Annotated in this window: 17 protein-coding genes and 2 tRNA genes; 4 read left to right on the forward strand and 15 right to left on the reverse strand. The window is 68.3% G+C overall.

What is annotated here, in order from left to right; genetic code table 11:
• Window positions 1-46: 46 nt before the first annotated feature.
• Window positions 47-475 (reverse strand): DUF805 domain-containing protein, encoded by a 429-nt coding sequence (locus tag ABN611_RS35890; protein ID WP_350276746.1) that lies wholly within the window; start codon window positions 473-475, stop codon window positions 47-49.
• A 139-nt stretch (window positions 476-614) separates the two neighbouring features.
• Entirely contained in the window at window positions 615-1,292 is a 678-nt protein-coding gene (locus ABN611_RS35895) for a class I SAM-dependent methyltransferase (protein ID WP_350276747.1), read from the reverse strand.
• 524 nt (window positions 1,293-1,816) lie between these two features.
• On the opposite strand from ABN611_RS35895, the gene ABN611_RS35900 reads away from it, so the two are divergent.
• The 4 genes from ABN611_RS35900 (at window position 1,817) to ABN611_RS35915 (ending at window position 7,302) form a co-directional block, all read left to right on the forward strand.
• Entirely contained in the window at window positions 1,817-3,550 is a 1,734-nt protein-coding gene (locus tag ABN611_RS35900) for a hypothetical protein (protein WP_350276748.1), read from the forward strand.
• 112 nt (window positions 3,551-3,662) lie between these two features.
• Window positions 3,663-5,204 (forward strand): PfkB family carbohydrate kinase, encoded by a 1,542-nt coding sequence (locus ABN611_RS35905; protein WP_350276749.1) that lies wholly within the window; start codon window positions 3,663-3,665, stop codon window positions 5,202-5,204.
• A 223-nt stretch (window positions 5,205-5,427) separates the two neighbouring features.
• Window positions 5,428-5,667, forward strand: coding sequence for a hypothetical protein (locus tag ABN611_RS35910; RefSeq protein ID WP_350276750.1), 240 nt, complete (start codon window positions 5,428-5,430; stop codon window positions 5,665-5,667).
• Between the two features lie 120 nt (window positions 5,668-5,787).
• Entirely contained in the window at window positions 5,788-7,302 is a 1,515-nt protein-coding gene (locus ABN611_RS35915; protein WP_350276751.1) for a carbohydrate kinase family protein, read from the forward strand.
• Window positions 7,303-7,323: 21 nt separating this feature from the next.
• Here the strand turns inward: ABN611_RS35915 and ABN611_RS35920 are convergent, their stop codons facing one another.
• From ABN611_RS35920 to ABN611_RS35980, 13 genes are all read right to left on the reverse strand, one after another.
• Complete coding sequence (locus ABN611_RS35920; RefSeq protein ID WP_350276752.1) at window positions 7,324-8,334, reverse strand: hypothetical protein; 1,011 nt, start codon at window positions 8,332-8,334, stop codon at window positions 7,324-7,326.
• Between the two features lie 73 nt (window positions 8,335-8,407).
• On the reverse strand, window positions 8,408-8,725 hold the full coding sequence (locus ABN611_RS35925; RefSeq protein WP_350276753.1) for a hypothetical protein: 318 nt from the start codon (window positions 8,723-8,725) through the stop codon (window positions 8,408-8,410).
• A 605-nt stretch (window positions 8,726-9,330) separates the two neighbouring features.
• Window positions 9,331-11,052: an IucA/IucC family protein gene (locus ABN611_RS35930; protein WP_350276754.1), complete on the reverse strand. Its 1,722-nt coding sequence runs from the start codon at window positions 11,050-11,052 to the stop codon at window positions 9,331-9,333.
• Window positions 11,049-12,302: a SidA/IucD/PvdA family monooxygenase gene (locus ABN611_RS35935; protein ID WP_350276755.1), complete on the reverse strand. Its 1,254-nt coding sequence runs from the start codon at window positions 12,300-12,302 to the stop codon at window positions 11,049-11,051. The genes ABN611_RS35930 and ABN611_RS35935 overlap by 4 nt, the downstream gene beginning before the upstream one ends.
• A gap of 1 nt (window position 12,303) precedes the next feature.
• Window positions 12,304-12,819, reverse strand: coding sequence for a GNAT family N-acetyltransferase (locus ABN611_RS35940; protein ID WP_350276756.1), 516 nt, complete (start codon window positions 12,817-12,819; stop codon window positions 12,304-12,306).
• Window positions 12,816-14,447, reverse strand: coding sequence for an IucA/IucC family protein (locus ABN611_RS35945; protein ID WP_350276757.1), 1,632 nt, complete (start codon window positions 14,445-14,447; stop codon window positions 12,816-12,818). The genes ABN611_RS35940 and ABN611_RS35945 overlap by 4 nt, the downstream gene beginning before the upstream one ends.
• Window positions 14,444-15,952 (reverse strand): pyridoxal-dependent decarboxylase, encoded by a 1,509-nt coding sequence (locus ABN611_RS35950; protein ID WP_350276758.1) that lies wholly within the window; start codon window positions 15,950-15,952, stop codon window positions 14,444-14,446. The genes ABN611_RS35945 and ABN611_RS35950 overlap by 4 nt, the downstream gene beginning before the upstream one ends.
• 198 nt (window positions 15,953-16,150) lie before the next feature.
• Window positions 16,151-18,475: a hypothetical protein gene (locus tag ABN611_RS35955; protein ID WP_350276759.1), complete on the reverse strand. Its 2,325-nt coding sequence runs from the start codon at window positions 18,473-18,475 to the stop codon at window positions 16,151-16,153.
• 30 nt (window positions 18,476-18,505) lie between these two features.
• A tRNA-Pro gene (locus ABN611_RS35960) sits at window positions 18,506-18,580 on the reverse strand.
• 6 nt (window positions 18,581-18,586) lie between these two features.
• Window positions 18,587-18,658: transfer RNA gene (locus ABN611_RS35965), tRNA-Asn, on the reverse strand.
• Window positions 18,659-18,769: 111 nt separating this feature from the next.
• Window positions 18,770-19,087 (reverse strand): helix-turn-helix transcriptional regulator, encoded by a 318-nt coding sequence (locus ABN611_RS35970; RefSeq protein ID WP_350276760.1) that lies wholly within the window; start codon window positions 19,085-19,087, stop codon window positions 18,770-18,772.
• On the reverse strand, window positions 19,084-19,449 hold the full coding sequence (locus ABN611_RS35975) for a type II toxin-antitoxin system RelE/ParE family toxin (protein ID WP_350276761.1): 366 nt from the start codon (window positions 19,447-19,449) through the stop codon (window positions 19,084-19,086). The genes ABN611_RS35970 and ABN611_RS35975 overlap by 4 nt, the downstream gene beginning before the upstream one ends.
• Window positions 19,450-19,492: 43 nt before the next feature.
• A complete protein-coding gene (locus ABN611_RS35980; protein WP_350276762.1) occupies window positions 19,493-20,794 on the reverse strand; it encodes a serine hydrolase domain-containing protein in 1,302 nt (433 codons plus the stop codon).
• Window positions 20,795-20,818: the final 24 nt, after the last annotated feature.

A 20,818-nucleotide genomic window follows, 5' to 3' on the forward strand; every position in this document is an offset into this window, starting at 1 on the left:
ATGCGAACGCCCCGCGATTCCTCGCGGGGCGTTCGGCCGTTCGGGATCAGACGGTCGGGTAACCCGGCTCCGCCGGACCGGCCGTCCCCGGCCCGCCGAACCGCTCGGCCGCCTTCGGGTCCGGACCGTACTGGTTGTCGCCGGCATTGCCCTCCTGGGCGGCCAGGACGATGAACCAGATGAACCCGACACACGGGATCAGGTTGATCAGGATCCACCAGCCGGAACGGTTGGTGTCGTGCATCCGCCGGATCGCCACACCGATCGACGGGAGCAGCACAGCCACGCCGTAGATCGAGGAGAGGATGCCGCTGCTGGTGTTCCCGGAGCCGAAGTCGGTTCCGATCACCCGGTCGATGATGCTCAGGATGATCGACACGATCGTGCTGAAGAGCACGAACATCCAGTACTCCTTGCGCCGGGCCCGGCCACTGAACACGGCGTACTTCTTGAGGACGTCGATGTACCACTGCATTGCTGTATCTCCGATGGTCGAAGGTGAGACGCGGAGAGAGCTTGTCGGAACCCGTCCGGCTCGTCAATGCGACATTTCGGTTGGTGACCACAACGCAACCTGCGCCGTCGGCAACCAACCGTCCGACTTGGAGCCGGCTTCAGGTTCCCGCCGGGGGCCTCGTCATCGCCACCAGCAGCATCCGCCGTCGCCCCTCGTCGTAGGGCCTGAGTTCGTCGAGCTGCCAGGCTCCGGCGAGCTCACCGACCAGGTCCTCGTCGAAGAACCGGCCGACGAATCCGTCGTGTGCCGACAAGCCGTCCGCGAGCTGCTGACAATACTGCGAGGAGGGGTCGTCGGCGGTGCGGACGGCGTACACGAACCGTCCGCCGGGGCGCAGCACCCGACGGACCTCGGCGACCAGCGAGTGCAGCTCGGACGGCGAGAACGCCATGTTCAGCAGGAGATTCGCGAACACCGCGTCGACCGTCGCGTCGGCCGGCGGCAGCGGGTCGCGGACGTCGTGCAACGCCGCGGTCACCCGGTCGTCGAGACCGTCACGCTGCGCGGTCTGCCGGAGCTGGTCCAGCGCCGGCTCGCTGAAGTCGGTCGCGTGCACGCTGAATCCCTGCCCGGCCAGGAAAAGCGCGTCCCGCCCGTGGCCGGAGCCGAGCTCGAGGACGTCGTCGATGCCCGCGGCACCGAACAGTTCGACCGCGCGGCGGGCGGCCGCCGACGGCTCGGATCCGTGCAGCTGCGGGCGTTGCGCGTACGCCGAATCCCACCGTTCCTGTTGAGCTCTCGCGAGCTCGACATGCCCTGTGTTCACTCTTTGCATGTGCTGCTCCCCGTGGTCGTCACGCCGGTCTGGACGATCGGCAGACCGCAGCAGCCTACGTCAGAACTTTGAGTAGACGTACTCAAGCGGCGAACCGTTCCGCTTCGCGACAGTGGAACGAACCCGAGGAGGCCCCGATGCCGACCGCCGCCATCACCTGCCCCACCTGCCATACCCACCTGCACCTGACCCTCACCCCGGCCCCTTATCCACAGCCTTACCCACAACCACGCCACGCCCCGTCCCCACCCCTTTCCTGGCCCACCACACCACCCCCACCCACCGCACCTCCGCCGGCCGCGGTTCCGGTTGACCCGCCTTCGCCGCCCGCAGCTCGCACAACCCACCACGCCGGCGCGCCCCTCCCGCGTTACACCTCGCGGTTCGGCGACCCTCGACCGCTGCCCCAGCCAGGGCAGCCACCGCAGCCCGCACCTCGCAAGCCCGCAGCCGCGTGGATCCGCCGGCTCAGCCCGCAGGCCACGCTGCTCGCGCTCGGCGTAGTCCTCCTCCTGGCGGCCGGCGTGACCTTCCTCGCCGTCAACTGGAACGCCCTCCCCGTCGCCGCCCAGGCCGCCATCCTCGGCACCCTCGCAGCCCTCGCGTTCGCTGCCTCCGTCCCGGCAAGCCGCCGTACCCTCACCGGCACCGCCGAAGCCCTCGCGATCCTCGGCACCGGCCTACTGACCGTCGACCTGTACGGCGCCCGCACCCTGGGCCTGATCCCGCCGCGCGCGATCGACACCCTCACCTACAGCGCCATCGTCTTCGCGACCGTCGCCGCCCTCACCCTCCTGATGACCCGCCTGGCCCCCAAGGTCGTCACCTACGGTGTCGCCACCGTCATCGTGAGCCAACTCCCACTCCCCCTCGTACTCCTCGACCGCACCACCCTCCCGGTCGTCCTCGGCACCCTCCTCGCCCAGGTAGTAGCCACGCTCTACCTTTCCGCCCGAGGCACCCCGATCGTCCGCCGCACCGGAGCGATCACCGCAGCCGTCGTCTTCGCCGGCATCCTCCTGACCGGCACCACCCGCACCCTCTGGGACCTGCTGACAACGCCCGAACTCCCAACCACCATCGCCACCGCCGCCGTAGTCTGCCTCGCATCCACCACCGGCATCGCGATCGTCCGCAAACGCCCACTCCCGGCCGCGATCCCACCCGCCCTCGCCGAAGCCACCTGCGCAGCAGCCGCCGCGATCGCCGTCGCAACCACGCTCCCGCAGCTCCCAGGCCCCGGCCGCTGGCTCACCACAGCGCTCGCCACCGCGCTAGCTATCACCGAGCTGATCACAGGCCGCCGGACCGGCAAACACGTCGTACTTCTGCACACCGCCACAGCCACCGTCGCAGCCGTCGGCCTCACGTACTGCCTGGCGACCAACGACTTCCGGCAACTGGGCTACATGGCCGCAATCCTCGCCGTGCTGGCCGTCCTGTCCGCCGTCCGCAAGCTCAGCGCCCTCGTCCCGACGGCCGCAGTGGCCAGCCTCAGCGCCCAGTTCGCGATCGTCCTGTTCGCCGTCGACGGGTACATCGACGCGTGGCCGGCGGCGGTCACGCTCGCCGTCGTCGCCGCGATCGGCATCTCCGTCAGCACCCGGTACGTCGGATCCGCACTCGAGCCCGTCCTCCTCACAACCGCCACCTGTGCCGTCGTACTGGCCGAGATCGCCGCCGCGACGACCGCCACACCGACCGCGACAGCCGTGGTCCTGACGATCGTCGCCGCACCGCTCATCGCCTACGGCATGAACCCGCGCCGACGCCCCGGCCTGTTGCTCGCCGCGTTCCTGCTCGTCAGCGCCAACACCGCCTTCATGATCGGCGCCGACGCGGACACACTGGAGTGGTACACGATCCCGCCGGCCCTGGTCCTGCTGGCGATCGGAATCCTTGCCTGGCGCAACCAATCCAGCTGGATCTCCCTCGCCCCCGGCCTCCTCCTCGCCCTGGCCCCCTCCACACTGGCCGCCGACACCACCCACGACTGGCTCCGCGCAACCCTGGTAGTAGCAGCCGCCGTTCTCCTCATCCTCATCGGCATCCGCCGCTCCCTCCAGTCTCCCTTCGTCATCGGCTCCGCCGCCGTCGCCAAGATCGGACTCGTCCAGTTCCTCGAAGTGGCGCCACTGATCCCCAGATGGATCACGTTGGCAACCGCCGGACTCATCCTTCTCACGACCGGAGCCACCTACGAACGCCGCCTGAGCCAGACGAAACTAGCCGCTCGCTGGATAGCAAAGCTCAGGTGATTTCGGGAATCACGGAAAGCGCAGGATCGGGCGACGCGCTGGCGAATTCCCCGCGCTCAGCCGTTGCCCGCATAATGGCAGTGTTGACCTCGCTGTGCTGGGGGGCGCGCGTATGTCCGACCACTTCGTCCAAGGGCCGACCGAGGCGTCCTACCTGGTGCCGGTCTTCGAATCCTTGCGACGGTACGACGGACTGACTGCCAAGCACTTGCAGACCGCACGCGTTGCCCAGCCGCTGCTGCGACTGCCGGTGGTCCAGAATCAAGCCGTCCGAAGTGGCAGCAAACCGGCAGAGGCCGCGATCGAGGTGATCGTCGAGCAGATCCAGGAGCTTGAGACAGTCACCGACCGCATCATCGCTGATGCCGTCCTCAAACTCGGCATTTACCTCGAGACCTACAAGACTCACGATCTGCCGAGACGAGCAGTCTATGCGCTGCAGGCCGGCGGGCTCGGCGCACGCCGAGGCGCTCTTGTCGAGCATTGGGCCGCACTTCACCACGCCCACGGAGCGGCGCCCATCTCGGAGCCACCTGGTGAGCACACGCTTCGTGCCCGAACGGAGAGCGAGGTCTTCGAACGGCTCGCCGCGCTCTTACTGAATCCGACGCCACCCGTCCAGCTCAGCGATCCCGGAGAACCGGTCCCGATCCCCATCGCCCAATCCGTCGATCCGGCCACCACCGGAAAGGTCGTGGTCGTCGGTGGCGTCGCGATCGACCATATCTGGCGGATCAGAGCGGTCCCCGAGATCGCGACGTCCACCATGGCGATGAGTTACACCCGATCCCCCGGAGGTAAGGGCTTCAGCCAGGCTGTCGCGGCCGCGCGCCTGGATCTCGACGTCTCGCTCATCGCAGCAATCGCGGCGGACGAGGACGGCCAGGAGATCGAGTCGCAGCTGCAGCGTGAAGGCGTCGACACCTCCCTGCTGAGGAAGATCGAGCACCAACCACGAACCGGCATCGCCCGAACTCCAGCCACCGGAATCTTCGAACTCCCGGCGGGAAACAGCTCGGCAGCGGTCTGGCGGGACGGCGTCGAACTGGACGTCTCGACGATCGACCGGCACGCGGAGGCGCTCACCTCGTGTGACGTGCTGCTGCTGACCTTCGAGGTGCCTCAGTCCGTCCTGCGCCACACGCTCAGTCTGGTCAACTCCAGCCGGAACCGGCCCGTCGTCATCGTCACACCCGGCCAGCCGTACGCCGACGGTCACCTTCTGAGCCCGGTCCTGAAGCAGATCGACTATCTCGTCGCGCATCTCTGGGAGCTCGAAGGGTTCGCCTTCTCCGACGAGTCGAAGTACGATCCGCAACTCCTCAGCGACGACCTGCTAAGCCTCGGTCTCCGCACACTCTGCCTTTTGGTCGACCGCGGCGGCACGATCTATGAGCGAGGCAAGCCCCAGGAGCCGATCCCCGTTCCGCATTCCGTGCTCAAGGAGTCGTCCATCACCCGTGACGCGTTCTGCGCAGCGCTCGCCGCACGCCTGGTCGAAGACACCTCGCTCACCGGCGACACTATCCGTTGGGCCGCGGCCGCCATGGCCAGCTTCGCGGAGAACTATCACTGGGCCCCGTCTCACCCGCGCCGCGCCACGGTCGACGAGAAGTACAGCCAGATCACACAAACCGCAGTCGAAACGGACTGAGCCTGCCAATTGGCAGCCTCGGCGGCAGGATTGGCAGATCACCTCGGATCGGTGTTCCCCCGCGCGTGCCAAAGTCAGACATCAGATGGCAAAACTCGCGCCTACTCAACGCAATTGCACCGGATGACCATGAGGTCAGATGTCACAAGCATCGCCAGCGGATCGACAGGGGCCGGGACCCCGAGCCTCGTCGAACGCGCGAGATCAAGAATCGAGGGACATCATGGCCGGCAAACAGACACTCGCACTGCTGCTGATCTTCGGCTTCTCCTTCGCGATCGCCAAGAACTGGAGGAAGGTACTCGTCTTCCTCGGCGCATTGGCAATGACGGCTGTTTGCTTCGGCGTCTACACGATCGTCGAGTCGGTACACAGTGACCTCGACCCGCGCATCGTTGCTCCGACCGACGTAAAAGCGGGCCTTCCGGACAGCGCCCAACCCAGCACGAGTCAAGAGGGCTGACAGATCTACGAACCGCCCCCCCCCCCCCCCCCCCCCCCCCCCCCCCCCCCCCCCCCCCCCCCCCCCACCCCGCAGAGGAGATGGCACAGTCCGATGGCCGGTAGCGCCGACGAGCAAGCAGTGAACACGCTGGTCCTCACCAATGTCCTGGAGAAGCTCCGCGCCCGCGCCGGACTCAGTGTCGAGGTTCTCCGTTCGGAGCGGGCTCGATTCGCTGGTCCTCTGCTGGATCTGGCCACGAAGCGGCATGGCGGCGAGATCTCCGGTGAGGATCGGGCGGATGCGGCGTTCGAGCTGGTAGCCAACTGCGTTCTCAAGGAACTGTACGGCACCCAGCGGATCATCGCCGACGTGATTCTTGCGTTACGACTGCACGCCGACGCCTTGACGGACGCAGGTATCGATCCGCAAGTCACACGGTCGTTGTACGGTCCTGTGCTCGGTGGCCGCCGCAAGACTCTCCTGAACAACTGGCATGAGCTGCACGAAGCGCTCGGATACCAACCGTCAGCTGCACCGAGTGATCGTGCCCTTCGCGGATCCAACGAGCCCGGCGTGCTGGGTGAGTTGGCTGAGCAAATCATCCGCCACACCGTTTCAGCCGGTCCTCACGGCCGACCGAGGTTCAGCAGGATGCAACGGGCCCGGGAGCTAGGGCATCCGGCCGGCCAGGTCGTGGTGGTGGGCGGAGCTGTCATGGACGCGACGTTTCGCATCACGGCTCTGCCTGCGCCCGAGACGTCGACCGAAGCCTACGGCTTCGACCTCACACCGGGCGGCAAGGCGCTGACGCAGGCCGTCGCCGCGGCTCGGCTCGGGCTGAAGACCTCGCTGATCGCCGCGGTTACGGACGATGCCTTCGGCGAGGAGATCATGCAGTACCTCCGTGAGGCCAGCGTTGACACGTCCCTGATCAAGCGCATCCGCGGTCGTCGTACGCCGGTCACCGGCATTCTGGAACGTGAACTGGGCGACAGTATCGCCGTCAATTGGCGCAACCAGGGCGAGGTCGTCCTGGAGGCCGAAGACATCGATGAGCGATACGAACACCTTGCCGGCTGCGATGCGCTCCTGCTGACCTTCGAAGTACCTCGTGAGGTGATGCAGCAAACGCTCGCTCTGACGCAACACGATCCCGGCAACCAGCCGATCGTGATCGTGACACCCGGTCAGCCCTACGTCGACGAGAGGATCTCACGGGAGGCCTTCGCGAGGATCGACTACCTGGTCGCGCATCCCTGGGAGCTCGGTCACTTCGCGCCGCAGGGGCTCGGTCCGTTCGACCCTGACCCGGTTGCCCGAAGCCTGGTCGCCTTCGGTCTGGAGACGCTCTGCCTGCTCGTCAACGGTGGGTGCACCGTCTATTCCCGAGCCTCGCACGAGGCGATCAGCGTGCCGAGCATCCCCTCGATCTACAAGGAATCCTCGGCGTCCAGAGATGCCTTCTGTGCAGCGCTCGCGGCAGGCCTGATCGACAATGAGCGCCGGTTCACCGGTGACGTGGCGCTTTGGGCTGCGGCCGCCATGTCCTGCGCGGCCACCGATTTCCCCCTGGCCAACTCCATGCCTGACCGCGAACGTATCGATACCCTGCTCGCCGGATCCCGGCTCAGTGGAAGTCGCGAGCCGTCCTGAGATCCTGACCCCGCCGGCCTGTCAACGGCGCAGCACGCGACAGTCCGCCGGTGCAACCTGCTCGGTCTCCCCGCGGAGACGGCTGCAGAAGATCGCCGAATTCAGAAGCCGGGCACGACTCTGTTCGAACCGATGCTCGCTGTGAGTGGCGCGCAGGTGTGACAGGTTCGCGTCGCCGAAACGAGCTCGAAGCTGCCGCGGAGTTGCATAGAGACCGTCAACATAAAGATATGGCCGGGCCGCGATCGACATCCATTTCTGCCAGTTCGCGGACCGGTAGCTGGACCCGGTGAATCCGAGATTCGGGTCGACCGCGGTGGTCAGCACCTGTGCAGTCGGCAGCTCGCGCCGGATCCACTGCCGGACTCTGCCCAGCAGGTAGGAGATCGCGTTCGCCGGTGCCACGTCGAACGAATAGACCCTGGAGACGTCCCAAGCGCCTTCGAGCGGGATGCCGAACTGCGTCCGCAATTGCCTCCCCACCCGTTTCCATTCCAACGGCGACACGCTGCACAGGGTTACCGGGAGCCTGTTCAACGGGTCGACGAGTGCGAAGTTCATCGATCCGGCACGAGCGCTGCGCAGGTAGTGCAGCCGACCGAATATCCGGTCGGCCACAGCGCTCTCGAGGCCGACGAATCGGAGATCCGAGAGCCCGTACTCGTCTCTCGGAATCAGCTCGCTGAGGGATTGCTGGTCGTGCCGCAGACGAGCAGCGCAATGATTCAGTTCGGCGATGACCCGCCGCCGGCTGACGACCCCGTCAGTGCGAGCCAGCCGCGGAAGCTGCAACAGAGCGCGGACGCTCAACGCCCGGCTCGGGACGTAGTGCCTGCTGGCGGCGGCAACCACCATGCCGGCGAATACCGGAGCGTGGCTTCGGCAGTCAGCCAGGCACAGCCCGTCTGCTGGAGATAGACGTTCCAGATCTTGCGACGGTGCGATGACCGTGCGATACGGCGTGCTCGCGATGCCCAGCAGGTTGCTGTCGATCGACACCAGCGCCTCGGATCCCGGGCCGATAGTGGACAAACGAACTGTCTCCCTCTGACCGTGGCGGTCAGCCCGACACCGTCGAGCAAGCTCACCTGCGGGCCGAACGGCACTAAGCGGTATCGGCCGCAGTGGACTCGGATCTGGCAACACGAGCCGATGCTCCCTTGCGGGTGATCTGCCCGGATCGAAAGGTTGTCATCATCTGTTTGATGGTGCGGCCTGTTTTCACCCAAGCGGGCCGGGTGGCCTCGTCCAGGAGCGTCAGCCTGGCCCAGACTGAGTCGCTGCGCAGTTCCTCCAGGCTCCTGCGGGTGACCGCCCGGTACTCGATCAACCGGTCGGTCAGGTCGCTGTAACGCTCGCAGAGCACCGGACGGCCTCTGAACAGCTCGATCTGAGCGAACTGGTCGCAGGTCACGTCGATCACGAGTCGTTGCGGAGACGACAAATCCCCCACCTCGACCCAGCAGTGGAACTCTGCGACCCCACCCTCGTTCCCCCCGAAGAACACGTCTCCGAAGCAATAGCGAGCCTCGGATCGCCATGGCCTGCTCAATCTCCGCAGCAGCCAGGCGGAGCTAGCTCCACATTGGCCGACCGAATCGGGCTGACCAGGGGTCCACGTGAGCTTGAAACTCGGATGCATCGTGTCGCGCGACCAGGCCAGCGCGAGAACGGTCCGATGCCTCTCCAGTTCGCGTCGCAGTCGTCGGATCCGTCTGCCGGAAGCAGAGGTCAGGGCGAGAGCGTTCGACCGGTCGACTGGGAAGACCCCACCCCCGTCCAGGCCCGGTGAATCCTGCGCTGGCGCGGAGCATTCCACCGCAGAGCGTTCGACAAGCGTCACCCCGTTGACTCCATCCAGCCAGTCGACGAACCGGCCACCCGACAGACTAAATCGGATGTTGCGCTGAGTGTCAACTTCGGCACTCTAGGTGTCAGCGATTGGGGCATTATGCGCTACCTGCACAGAGCGAATGCATGAGGCATTTCATCGGTTCGAGGGTGGGGCTGACAAGAGCAGCGCGGGTCTTAGCCGAAGTTCGGTGGAACCGGCGTCGCTGAGTGCAGCGGGTTGGGGATGGTGCCGGTTACCGGGATGGGTGGGCGGGTGTCGAGGTCGGTGTAGCCGAGGGTGAGGCGGTAGCCGTTGAGGGGGTAGCGGGCGAAGGACTCGCCAGTCAGGGCGGTGGCGGCCAGGCGGTCGGCGTACTCGGGGTGGGCGGTGGCGTAACGGTCGACCTCGGCGCGGGTCAGGGACCAGAAGGTGGGTTCGGGGATGAGGTTCTGGGCGGCGAGTGGATTGAGGACGCCCAGGAGGAGGGCGTCCACGACGTACTGGCGGAGGACGCGCCAGGGTTTGCGCGGTAGGACGCGGGCGTGCGAGTCCGGTTCGGGGCCGCGGGCAACGACTGGGTCGGTCGAGATGTTGATGTCGTCGACCAGGTCCTTGATGACGAGGCGCGTGGGGATGCCGGAGGCGTCGCAGATGATCGCGAGGTTCTCGCCGTGCGGGTTGACGGTGATCCCGTAGTGGTGCAGGAGATGGAGCAGCGGACGGAGCAAGGTGGACAGCAGGTGCTCGAGCCAAGTCCGCGCGTCGGAGCCGCTCCGCACGATCGCCGCCTCGGTGAAGCCCGGATGCAGTACTGCGGCCAACGGCCACACCACCTCCCCCTCCCGCAGCCGCGGGTCCACCGGGTCGCGCCAGATGCAGCCGAGCGTCTCGGTCCACTGGTACGGAATCCCTGTGTGTGTTGAGAGTTGCGGGTGCGGCACGGTGACCGACGCGACCTCTCCGAGAAGCTCGGTGCCCAGCTCCTGGAACACCTCGTCCCGCGCCCACAGGCCGCGCAACCACTGGGTGATCATGGGTGCGGCCAACGTGCAGTGCTCCGGGATGCCCCGGTAGACCGACGTGTTGAGGATCTTCAGCGGCAGCTTGACCTGGTACCGGTCCGGCCGGGTGACGTTCACCATCGTGCGGATCGACTGCGTGGGCAGGTACTCGTCGGGGCTATCCCCGAGTACGACGATCTCGCCGGTCGCGAGTTCGCGCGCCCACTGCGTCCGGATGACGTGGTCCAGCTGCCACGGATGACACGGCAGCCACACGTACGCGTCCGGGTCGTCCAGCTGGTCACGGAACGCCTCCACGGTGGCGGGGTCCAGCTCCCGAGCGATGACGGAGTGCTCCGAGAGGTCCGGCGTACCGCGGAACTCGGCCAGGCCGCGTCGTACGGCGAGCCAGACGAGGCGGAGCGGAGTGCGGGCCTCGGGGGCGTAGCGCAGGCTGTCCTCAGCCGAGAAGCCCAGCCGGCCCTTGTTCGCGACCAGGAGCGGGTGTCCGGTGAGGTGGCCTTCCAGCTGGGTGTGGTTCAGCTTCAGCAGCTCGGCCGCGGGGACAGCAGAGGATGCCATCCGGACGTCGGCAGCGAGAGTGCTCATCAGCTCCGCCACGTACCCGGCGACGGTGGAGCCGTCCACTCCCAGTACGCCGGCAGCCTCGACGAAGAACTGGATCGGGTCGGTGGCGACCTCGCTCTCGTCGTTGCCGAGGATGCCTGCAGTCGTACGGCGAATGGACGCCGGGTCGACCCGCCAGCTGCCGAAGCCGCCCCGGGTCGCCTCGAAGGTGTAGCTGACCGCACCGAGGTCCAGCCGGTTGTCGACCGGTTCGAGCAGCCCCTCCGTGCAGAACTGCGAGATCAGCTTGGCCAGCAGCTGCGCGGAGCAGTCGTTCCAGACACTCATCCGGGGATCGCAAACGTCGTGTAGGCGGTGGACTTCGGCAGCCGGAACACCTCACGTCCGGCGACACTGTTGAGGATCGTCGCGTTGCGGATCGCTCCGATGCCCAGGTCCGGCGCCGCGACCCCGTGGCTGTGCAGGTCGGCGTTCGCGACGAAGACGCGTCCGGCGAGCGCCTCCTCGGTCTGCACGCTGTGGTCGCGGTTGATGATCCAGCGGCCGGACGCGTCGTGGTGGACCTGCTCCTGCAGCGAGTCCAGGAACGGCAGCGGGCGGTTCCGGTAGCCGGTGGCCGCGACCACCGCGTCCGTCCGGTGCTGGAACGTCTTCCCGGTGTCCGTGTGCAGCATCGTCAGCTCTACACCGTCAGCGTGTCCCACCGCCGACACCACCTCCACACCGCAGAGGAGCTCGGCGGCGAGATCCCTGGTGTACAAGACGTCGTGGATGTCGTCCAGCGTCTCCGACGAGATGCCCTTGTAGTGCCGCCACTGCTCCTTCACCAGCCGGTCCCGCACCGGTTCGTCCAAGCCGTGGAAGTAGTCGACGTACGACGGGGTCGTCATCTCCAGCACCAGCTTGGAGTAGTCCAGCGGCGCGAACGACGGCGTACGCGTCAGCCACGACAATGCGGGGCCGTCGGCGCGCAGCAGGTCCAGGGCGCACTCTGCACCGGACTGGCCCGACCCGACAACGGTCACGCGACCTGTACGTAGCAGGTCGTCCCGCCGGAACAGGTAGTCCGCAGAGTGCAGGAACCGCTCGGACGGCAGCCCTGCCAACGCAGCGGGCACGAACGGCTCGGTACCGACTCCAACCACCAGGTGCCGAGCCTCGAACTGCTCGACGCTGCCACCGCGCTCCACGGTCAGCTCGAACGAAGACCCGTTCCACACCGCCTCCCGCACGTGGTGACCGAAGTGCAGCGAGTCCAGCTGCGCGGCACACCACCGCAGGTACGTCTCGTACTCCCGCCGCGTCGGGTGGAACTTCTCCCGCACGTAGAACTGGTAAAGCCGGTCGTTGTCCTTCAGAAACGACAGAAACGAGAGGTGGTGCGCAGGCTCCACCAGACTCACCAGGTCCGCCAGGAACGACACCTGCAGCATCGCGTCCTCGAACATCAGCCCGCGGTGCCACGTGAACTCCGGCCGACTGTCGAGCACAGCCAGTTGTACGTCGTCCACGCGGTCCGCGAGCGCTGCGAGCCCCAGGTTGAACGGCCCGCAGCCGATGGCGATCACGTCGTACATCTCAAACCTCCTGCGCGGTCCGGGTGCGGACCATCAGTACTGCTGTCTTCTCGGGCAGCTGTAGCTCCCCGTGCTGGACGAATCCGGCCGCGGCGAACGCGCGGACCGACGGTGTGTTCTCGATGTCCGGCTCGGCCACCACGCGGGTACAGGCCGGCTCGGTGCGCAGCAAGGTGTCCGCGACCGCACCGAGCAGCCGCCGCCCGAGGCCACGACCTACTCGCGTGGCGTCACCGATCGCCACGTGCACTCCCCAGTCCTCGTCGTCGTACGCGTAGTACTCGGCCAGCCGGTCGTGCCGGACGCGGTACAACTCCAGGTACGCGAAGTCCTGCGCGTCCAGCGCAGCGACGTACGGCGTGGAGTGCTCCCCGGCTGCCTGCTGCTCGATCTCCTGCGCCCAGCGCTCGACCGACCAGCCCTGATGCCACCACCGCCGGACGTGCGGCTGCGCCATCCACAGGGCGATGCGCGGGGCGTCGGCGGGCTCGGCCGGGCGCAGGTCGAATTCGGTCACCGCAGCGGATTCGGGATGTCTAGGTAGACCGACTGTGCGTCCAGTGGCGCCACTACCTCGTCGATACCGCGCAGCCGGGTGAGCATGTTCGCCTTGCACGGCAGAGTGTCCGCTTCGAGCCACCTGCGCGCCAGGCGATCCCCCTCTGGCCCAGCCGACTTCAGCAACGGCAGTGCGAGGGTCAGCCGCTCCCGAACCACACCAAGCAGTTCACCCTCGTCGGCGACACCGTCCGCTGCCAGGCAGCCGACCACGGCGAGCGCCTGGTTGTGCAGCAGGTAGTAGGTCAGCCGATCGTCGACGATCGGGTCGTCGACGACAGCCAGGGTCGAGTCGCGCAGCCCGGTCACCGCCAGCAGCCCACGCAGGTACGACGACGCGAGGTAGTACCCCTGGTTGTCACGGTACGCGCCGCCCTTGATCCGCCCGGCGCCGTCCAGCCGCACCAGCGTGTTCTGCTGATGCGCCTCCAGTCCGATGCCGGTTTCGGCGTACAGGTGCAGCATCGGGATCAGTACGTTGTCGATGTACGCCGCGGTCCAGCCCGCCGGGTCCTCGGCGGCGTACTCGCTCAGCCGGCTGACACCGCCCGGCCGCGGCGCGACCAGACCGGCCAGACAGGCGTAGCTGTTGACGTCCGCCGGAACCTCACGGACCGCGACGTCGAGACCGGTCAGCGTCGGTCCGCCCTCGTCCAGCGCGAGCCACGCCGGGTCGCGGACGATGCTGAACCGCGGATGCGCGGTCGCCGTACCGGCGTTGTACGCCGCGTCGAGCAGGCGATTGATCTCCAGGCCGCGGCGCAGCTCCGTCGGTGTCGACTCGCGGCGCGAGTTCGTGATCCGCAGTCCGAGCGACAGCTTCAGCATCACCGGAAGGTCGGGGTGGAAGACGGTCCGCAGACTCGACGTCGGGTACCACTGCGCGCCGTGCGGGCCGAGCGCCTTCACCCGGCCGGCGGCGATCAGTTCGGCGACCCGCGGCCGCTGCTGCACTGCTCGCGCCTGCCATGGGTGAGCCGGGACCAGCACCCGGCCCGACGACGGGGTGATACCGGCCAGCGCGCCCATCAGCTGCACAGCGTCCAGTCCCTGCAGCGAGGGCGCGCCGGCCACCTGGTCCGACGACACCAGTTCGGCGTCGGCTTCGAACCAGTGCACTGCGAAGCGGCCGCCGAGCTCCGGCGAGTACGCCGCCAGCTCGTCGCCGCTCAGTCCGTCCCGGCTCTTCGGCGCCGGGTGGTTCAGGTGCCCGAACAGCAACGCCTGCTCGAGCTCGAGGAAGCGTCCCGGACCGCGCCGGCCGTCCGCGTGCTCGACGAAGTGCGCCACGTTGCGCACCGACTCCGCCGTCCGCGCCGCCAGGTCGTCGATCTCGGCCGGATCCGCGCCGGCCGACAGCACCCGCACCAGCTCCTCGGGCTTCGGCGGTACGCCGTCCAGCAGTACGTCGCCGAACTGGTGCAGCCCGGTCCGCGACGCGTGTTCCACGCGCGCCGTCACGGTCTTGCCGCCGGCCTCGAAACTCAGCGGCCCGACGGCTACCGGCACGGACGACTCGCGGGTGTAACACCGCAGGATGGCGTTCAGATGCGCTTCGACTGCTACCTCGACTGCCACGGGACTCACGCTGCTCCTTCGCCGGTCAGGACGTCGAGGCCGGTGGCCACGACCTGGTCGAGCAGGTCCTCGATGTCCGTCGCGGTCGCGTTCGGGTTCAGCAGCGTCAACTTCAACGCCACCACCGCCGGCCTGGGTGAACTGCCGCCGCGGGCCGGTAGCTTGGTCCGGCCGATCAGCACCCGCCCGGAGGTCAGCAACCGGCGCCGGACCTCGCCCTGGAGAGCGTCCACAGCGGCTCCCTCCAGTCCCTGCCCGGCGACCCGGAACAACACCGTGGTCAGGGTCACCGGCGCCAGCAACTCGAGGTTGCTGTCGGCAACGACCCGGGCCGCGGCGGCGTGCGCGAGCTCGTGGCAGGTGTCGAGCATCGTTCCCAGCCCGGATCGTCCGTATGCCGTCAGCGTGGTGGCAACCTTGACCGCGTCCGGGCGGCGGGTGGTCTGCAGGCTGCGGCCGAGCAGACCGTCCAGTCCGGAGTCGATGTCGTCGGCCGGGTTCAGGTAGTCCACGGAGCGGTCGAACGCGGCGAACCGGGTACGATCCGCCACCAGCAGCACGCTGGTCGCGGCCGGCTGCCAGCCGATCTTGTGCAGGTCCAGCGTCACCGAGTCCGCCAGCGACAGCTCCGCGACCAGCGGCGCCAGCCGGTCGGAGAACAGCGCCCCGAAGCCGTACGCCGCGTCCACGTGCACCCAGGCGCCGTACTGCCGGGCCAGCTCCGCGACCGGCGCGATCGGGTCGACCGATCCGAAGTCCGTCGTACCCGCCGTGGCGATCACCGCGACCGGCGTCCGGCCGGGCTTGGCGAGTTCGTCGGCGAGGACGTCGGTACGCATCCGGAAGTTCTCGTCGGACGGGATCGTGACCACGGCCTGCTCGCCGAGGCCGACGGCGGCGCAGGCGCGCTGCACCGAGAAGTGCGCGAGCTCGGAGCAGAACACGACCGGCTGTTCGAGTCCCCGCAGACCGTCCCGCCGTACGTCGATACCGGCAGCCGCGGCGGCGCCGTCCCGGGCGATCAGCACCGCCAGCAGGTTCGAGATCGAGCCGCCGGGTGTCAGCACGCCGTCCGCCTGCGGGCCGAAGCCGGCCAGCGAGGCCAGCGCGCGCACCACCCACTGCTCGATCGCCAGCGTCGCGGGGCCGGAGTCGTAAGTGTCCATCGACGCGTTGCTCGCGGACGCCAGGGCGTCTGCGTCGACCGCGACCTGGAGCACCGGCGGCTGCAGGTGCGCCGCCGCGTGCGGGTGACTCAGGTCGATCCCGTGGTCGTCGAGCAGCCCCGCGACCAGGTCGAGCGCGGCCGACTCCCCCACACCCGTCGCCGGCACCCGCGGCTCCCCCAGCACCTCGGCGGCGCGCCGCAGTACGGCTCCCGGCGACCCGTGCGGCAACGGCCCACGCTCACGATCCGACACCGTCGAGGCCAACGGCCACCGCGCGGCGAACGGCGCACGGGCGGAGGCTGCGGCGGCGGTGGTGGCGGTGGCAGTGGCGGGCTGAGTGGTCACGGTGCTCACGGTGGTCACGGCGGTCAGACGCGCGGGCAGCGACATCCAGTTCTCCCGGGAAGTTGTCGAGTAAGGCAACCCTTACTAAGGCAGCCCTAACTTTCTATCCGCCTCACTCACCGTGTCAACTCAACCACCCACGACGTGAACATCCTCACGATCCACCGCCGCGCCCCGGGAGAGGAACGCCGTCCGGGGCTAGATCGTCAGGGTCGACTGCTTGACCGGGGGTATGCACCAATGGGGGCCGGCGCTCCAGCCGAGTAGGCGGCGGCCTCCGCCTGGTGTGCGGCCGGTGGGGTCGAATCGGTCGCCTGCGGCGAGGTGCTCGAGGCCGGTTACGGCCGGAGCGAAGCGTGGGCCTAGGGCGGATGCGTGCTGCGCCAGCGTCGTGAGGACCTCGCGTTGGGCGGTGGTGTCGCAGAAGCTCAGGAAGAAGATCGCCTGTCGCCAGGCGTACGCCGTGTTCTTGATGCCCTGGAGCCCGGTGATCCACGTCGTCGCGGGTTGCGTCTGCCGCTGGATCGCCCAGCCGAAGGCGCGGGCGGCGAGATCCGGCGCGGACTCGCGCAACCAGCCCGTCAGGTCCAGTGCGTCGATCAGTACGGCGAGGTTGTGCGTGGTGAGGATCTGGCTCTGCTCCAGCACCGTGCCGTTCTGCGCGACGTACCCACCGGCCTCCGAGGTCTGCGCCTCCGCCGCCCGTCGGCGGCACTCGGCCGCGAAGTCCTCCGCGACCGGCTTGCCCCAGCGGATCCGCAGCCGCTTGCGCGGTGCCTCGATCGGCGCCCAGACGTCGGGCAGGTCGTAGTACCGCGCATACAGCGTCCCTGCCAGGACTCGGCTCGCGACGACCGCTGCCGCGCGCCACTTCTGCGTGAACGTGCCCATGAAGATGTCCGCGGCAACTTCCTCGACGAGCGGCAGCTTCAGCCCTGCCTGCGACGCGAGCGCGCTGAGCTCGCGGACGAGCGGGTTCGGCAGGATCGCTTGCGGGAAGGCGCCAAGGGCCGTCACCGTCGTCTCGCGCAGCGATTGGGCAGCCGCGCGCGTCGTGTGGTCCTGTCGCGCGCGCTGCGGCGCGATGGCTGCGATCCACGGCAACTCGTCGAGGCGCACCTGGTGCTCGAGGTTGAGCAGCAGCAGGCTCCGCCGACGGCGGAAGGCGGCGTACGTCTGGGCGTAGAGCGAGGCGAGCGCAGGGTCCTGGATGTTCGCCGCCAGCAGCTGAGACGTGATCTGCGGCAGCACGCGCGCGAGCACCTCCCCGGACGGGATGACACCACGCTCCACCAGCTCACCGATCGGCGCCTCGAGGGAGCGGGCGGCTTTCGCCAGCAGGTGCGGAGGAATCGACGCACCCGTCGCCGCGGCATCCTCGTCCTCGGTAACCTCCGCGGCGATCGGGTCGAGCGCAGGTAGCCCGCCGTCGGCCGGGAAGCGGTCCAGCCGCGCACTCAGCACCCGAGCGAGAGCGGCGTACGTCGGACGTGCGGCGACTGCTCCCTGGACAGCACGCATCGCGGCGCGGGGCTCGGATCCGGGCGCGCCGTGGGCGTGGATCGTGTTGGCCAGCGCGCGGCGGATCCAGCCGACGTCGCGACCGCTCAACGCCGAACTGTCCTCGGGGCACCGCTCGAGGGCCGCGTGCAGCCGCGCGAAGTTGCTCTTCGGATGCCTGGTGCCATGAGTCGCAGCCGCGGCGCTGTAGTCGTCGAGCCAGCTCCGGCGCCGCTGGGCCCAGTCGTCCGGCCACCGCCGGCAGGGCCAGCCGCCAGTCACTTCGCCGCCGGCGAGTCCCGGCAGCTCACCCTCGACTGTGTCGCACCACAGCTCCACGAGACGGTCGTAGAGCGGGTTCCAAGTCTGGATAGTTGCCCGCATGGCGGCGAGCTGCGGCGGAACCGTTGCCTGCAGCAACGCACTCCGGGTCTCCGCAACAGGTTGCAGACGCACGACCGCCCCGGACAACGCAGTAACGTCGGCGAACTTGGGCGTGAAGCGCAAGCGGTGCATCAACGGGCGCAACTCGGCCACCAGGTCCAGCGCCGCCGCGAAGTGCTGGTGCTCGAGCAACCAGGCGACGACCAGCAGCGCCGATTCCTCCGGTACGTCGACACGGTACCGGCCGGTGCGCAACGCCTGGCCGAGCTCCGCGAGCCCGTCGTCGCCGAGGTACCACAGGTTGACGCGCTCCCGATCGGTCGAACCTGGCGCGTCGGCCGGGATCCGCCGGAGCTCGTCGTCCTGCGGCGGGACCTCCGCCAGGTACCGACCGGTGGCGAATCCGCCTGTCACCACTTCGAGCGTGACCCAGGCCGGCGTGTCCGCGACCGGTGTCCGCGAGCCGACCGTCAGCTTCCCGGACAGCATCCCGTCCAGGACGTTGCGCCAGGCATCGACCCGGGCCGCGGCACGACGTCGTACGGCGGGATCGTCTGCGGTGAGCGCCCGCTCGAAGGCGTGCTCCAGCTGCCGCATCGCGTACCCCGCCGAGGCTTCCGCGCGTGACTCGTCCGGCATCCCGGTCCCCGTTCTCTCGACGGTCGCGCCTGGACCTGGAGGCGAGACTCGAACTCGCGCCCTCCCGGTCCCTAGCCGGGTGCTCTACCCCTGAGCTACTCCAAGGCATCGACATGGAGGCAGGACTCGAACCTGCGCCCTCCCGGGTAACAGCCGGGTGATCTACCCCTGATCTACTCCATGCAACGCCCAACAGCGTAGCCAGCGGGCCCCACCACCGACCACCCGTTTCCCCACGCCTGTGGACAACTCAGCGGCCGTACGGCGTTCTCGTGCGGACGAAGGTTGCGGCGGTCAGGCGATCGCGGCGATGTCGCCGTCGTCGAAGTAGATCGCCTGATGCAGGCGGCCGCCAAGGGCGGATGCGTAGCGGAGCAACACCTCTTGGCCGGAGATCTTGCCTTGCTCGATCTGGGAGACCCGGCCCTTGGTGACGCCCATCCGTTCGGCGACCTGCGCCTGCGTCAGACCACGCGAGCGCCGGATCTCCGCCAAGCGGTGCCCTTGAACCTCCGCGAGAAGCTCCTCCTTGCCGGCGGCGACGGCCTGCTCGCCGCCGGCACGCTCGACCGCCTGATCGCGGATGTCCCTCCAGTTCACGTAGCCGCTCATCGATCACCCTCCTCTTCGGCCTGGCGTTCCTTCACGTAGAGCTCGTACCGGTACTCCGCAAGCGGGATGGCTTCGTCGTACCAAGACCTCCATTGCCCTGCCTTGTCTCCAGCGACGAGGAGGATGCTAGATCGCCACGGGTCGAACGCGAACAAGATCCGCACCGTTCCCGGCCGCAGCTCCTTGAGATTCGGCAACCGGGATCCGGTGATCGTGTCAACAAGCGGTCGCCCGAGTCCTGGCCCAGCCTCGGCCAGCGCGTCGATCGCCTGCACGACCCGCCGATACGTGGCGTCATCCAGGCCGTCGATCCACGCGCGCACCTCGTTGACGATGTAGACGTCCCACTCGTGCATCGCCATACCCGGAGTATAGCAAACGGTATACCTCGTGGTCGGTCAACTCTCAGCGGCCGTACGGCGTTCTCGTGAGGATGAAGGTGGCGATGTTGAGGTGGGTGATGGTGTCGCCGTCGCGGATGACGTGGAGTTTTTCGCCCGCTAGGTAGCCGTCTCGGCCCTGGTAGAGGTCGGGGCCTAGCGGGGACAGGCGGCTGGTGAGGCCGCCGGTGAGTTGGAGGATCCCGGCGGACGCGGTGATGGTGAGCGGGGTGTTGCCCCAGTACCAGTGACCGAGCAGCTCGACGCCCTGGGTGAGCGGCGGCTCCGGGACCCACTCCTGGGCGATCGGCGGCTCGCGTTCCATCAGGATGCGGACCAGGTCCGGTGCCAGTGAGGCGACCCGGCCGTACGTCGCATTGCCCAACGTCACGGCTCCGACGCGACGGACGCGGTCGACGAACAGGCCGGCGAGGAAGCCCGGCATCGAACCGGTGTGGCCGATCAGCAGGTGCGGGTCGTCCGCGATCAGCCGCAGGCCGAGGCCGTACGACGCGTTCAATCCCTCACGCGGGTCCGCCGCGGCCGGTGTCGCCATCTCCTCGACCGACTCCCGGCTCAACACCTCCGGCACCGGATCGATCCAGAACATCGCGTACCGCGCCAGGTCCTCGATCGTGCTCCACAACTGCCCCGCCGGCGCCATCGCGCCCGAGTCGTACGCCGGCTCCGGGTCCAGCTGCCCGCTGAACGGGTGCACCGAGAACCCTTGCGCGGCCGAGCCTTCCGGGAAGCACGACGTACGCCGCATCTCCAACGGGCCGAGGATGCGCGCCCGCACGAGGTCCAGCCACGGCTCGCCGCGCAACCGGGCGACGATCTCACCGAGCAGGCCGTACCCGAGGTTCGAGTAGTGGTGCCGCCTGTCCGCGGGCCCGACGGCCTGCGCGTCGCTCATCGCCGCGGTCAGCTCGTCGAACGTGACACCCGGGTTCCGCTCCCACCAGGGGCCTTCGGGTTCGGCGTTCATCCCGCCGCTGTGCGCGAGCAACTGCCGGATCGTCCGGTCCCCGAACGCGATCCCCGGCAGATGCTTGCCCACAGCATCGTTCAACGCCAGCAACCCGTCGTCCCGGCACTGCAGCACCAGGATCGCCGTCAACGTCTTGGTGATCGACCCGACCCGATACTGCACGTCAGTCCCCGGCAGCGCCCCGTCAGCCGTCGCGAACCGCCCCCGCACCCCGCTCCACACGAGCTCCCCGTCCCGGACCACCCCCGCACACACCGAAGGCAACCGAGTCTCCCCCTGCGCCCCCGCCAACTCGGCGAACAGCGCAGCAGCAGTATCAGGACGCACGGAACTCACGCGACACCCTCCACAACCCGATCG

Origin of the sequence: Kribbella sp. HUAS MG21, assembly GCF_040254265.1 — a bacterium.
Taxonomy (GTDB): domain Bacteria; phylum Actinomycetota; class Actinomycetes; order Propionibacteriales; family Kribbellaceae; genus Kribbella.